General features: G+C 38.7%; 2 protein-coding genes. One reads left to right on the forward strand and one right to left on the reverse strand.

The window, feature by feature from the left end; translation table 11 throughout:
- The coding region (locus tag H7254_RS09435; RefSeq protein ID WP_301932733.1) for a sensor histidine kinase at nucleotides 1–544 on the forward strand (544 nt) is incomplete at its 5' end.
- 459 nt (nucleotides 545–1,003) lie between these two features.
- Here the strand turns inward: H7254_RS09435 and H7254_RS09440 are convergent.
- Nucleotides 1,004–1,954, reverse strand: coding sequence for a hypothetical protein (locus H7254_RS09440; protein WP_301932734.1), 951 nt, complete (start codon nucleotides 1,952–1,954; stop codon nucleotides 1,004–1,006).
- Between the last annotated feature and the right edge of the window lie 327 nt (nucleotides 1,955–2,281).

Below are 2,281 nucleotides of genomic sequence, written 5' to 3' on the forward strand. Positions count from 1 at the left end.
ACGTGCGGATGCCATTGTAAAAGGGATGCTGCAACACAGCCGTGGCGGCAATGGCATTAAAGAGCCCACTAACATCAATGCCTTAGTGGAGGAATCGCTTCGCCTTTCTTACAATGCGTTCAGGGGAAAAGACAAATCTTTCAACTCCACCATACAAACAAACTTTGATATAAGCATTGAAAAAGCAACTATTGTGTCGCAGGATATTGCAAGGGTGATCCTTAATTTATGCAACAATGCCTTTTACGCCGTTAATGAAAAAAAGAAACTGGATGGAGTGCTGTATGAGCCATTGGTATCGGTAACCACCAAAAAAACAGGCCATAAAATTTTCATCCATATAAAAGATAATGGCAACGGCATCCCCGCAAAAATAGCAGATAAAATATTTCAGCCATTTTTTACCACCAAGCCAACCGGGCAAGGTACCGGGCTGGGCTTATCGTTAAGTCATGATATTGTAACAAAGGGGCATGGCGGAGAATTAAAAGTAATAACCGAAGAAGGGGTCGGGAGTGAGTTTGTGGTTGAGTTGATGGGGTGATAGAGCACTTTAAATTTGCGGTATTTTTACCTTTGTTGGTGCTATACGGCTACGCATTAAAAAAAACTAACTTATCCCAGCAAGCCGCCTGTTGGGTGTTTTTCACCAACAGCCGAAGCAGTGGTCGGTGAGACACCGGACCACGGATGGGAGACTTCAAAAATGGGCGAATAATCCGACCAAGGAAACAGTAAATGGGCACAGCAAATGGAATGCTACCTGGAATATGTTTTAGCATTTCAGAGCCCGGACAGGAGCCGTTATAATTTGATATTTATATTAGTAAGCATTTACAAACCTCAATTTAATTAACTATGGTGTACTTCTTGCAAGAACAACTGAATCTATTTTATTAGCTTATTTTATTAAATTTAATAGCCACATCTTTTGTTTACAAAGCAAAAGATGCAGCTAAAAGTAATTTTACAAATCGTGCCAAGAGCACGATACCAGAACAGGTTATAATTTATTGTAAATGACAGGAAAGTATGCACTCAATGTAAATGTGCTTGCAGCGCCATTGGTTGCCCAGGATGGATCAACCATATTCATTCCACCACCGTCGCCATTCCAGCACCAACCAATTACCGGCCATCCTTTTGTTTTGGCATAGTCTACAATACCAGCCCAGTCTGTAGTGCCTGTGGCACCATTGCCAAATTCTCCGATCATACCACGCCTGCCTGTACTGGATAAATCATCAAGATCTGAAACCTGTACATTACGGTTTTTACCCTGGTTATATCCATTGGGATAAATATGTGCGGAGAGGATAATATTCGTATCTGAAATTACCGGGACACTTGTTTTACAAGCTTGATAACCAGTATAGGTTTCTTGCCCATATCCTGGTAAGTCAATTATAATTGCACCAAGGTAAACTGTGCGCACAATGGCTATTGCATTATTATATGCAGTGGCATACGCTGCGGCTGTAATATTATGGCTTCCCCATTCATTCATCATATTGATGGTGAAATTTCCACCAAGTGCAGCATAATTATTTTTCCACCAGTTGGCAGCGGCTGTTAATTCTGCAGCATCATCCGAACCCAATACCGTGTATTTGTGGTAGGTTGCTATTACAGTAAATCCATTGGACTTCGCTTGCATTATCCATGATTTTGCCATTGCTACTTTATCTGGTTCTACCTCAATACGTACCGTTTTTATTTTTGTTTGCTGTTTCATTAAGCTCCAGCCAAAATTTGGATTGCCCCCATTATAATAAGATGGCTGTAAATTAACACCGTTCATTATTGAATCTTTATAAACAGTTGTTGGTACAACCGGTGCCTCCGGCGGAACGTAAACAAATCGAGTAGCTGTTGTTTTACTGCAACTACAAAAAAGTAACATTGCTATAACCGGCAGATAAAAAATCTTACCTGTGTTGGATAATTTTTTCATTTTTTTAATTTTATTGTTTTCATAAAAAATAAAGTCTTAAAAAGTAGTGCTATTTTAAGACTGTAAAAGTTAGTAAAACTTCGGTCGCAGGAGTATTTAATCCTGCAAGTTTTCCTGGGAGCCGGTGGCACATCTAATTTTTTAAATTAAAAATATGTTATTGCTTTTTTAAAATATTGAGGTATTGCTTCCGGTGCTTTTTTAATTCTTTTCTTTAAAACATTTGCCCATCAGAAATATAGATATCATCTATATTAACCTCATAAGGCCCTGTTATGTTTCCGGTACTAAATCCAATTTTAAAATAATCCAATATTCCTTTTGCAT

The organism is Ferruginibacter sp. (genome assembly GCF_014377975.1).
GTDB lineage: Bacteria > Bacteroidota > Bacteroidia > Chitinophagales > Chitinophagaceae > Ferruginibacter.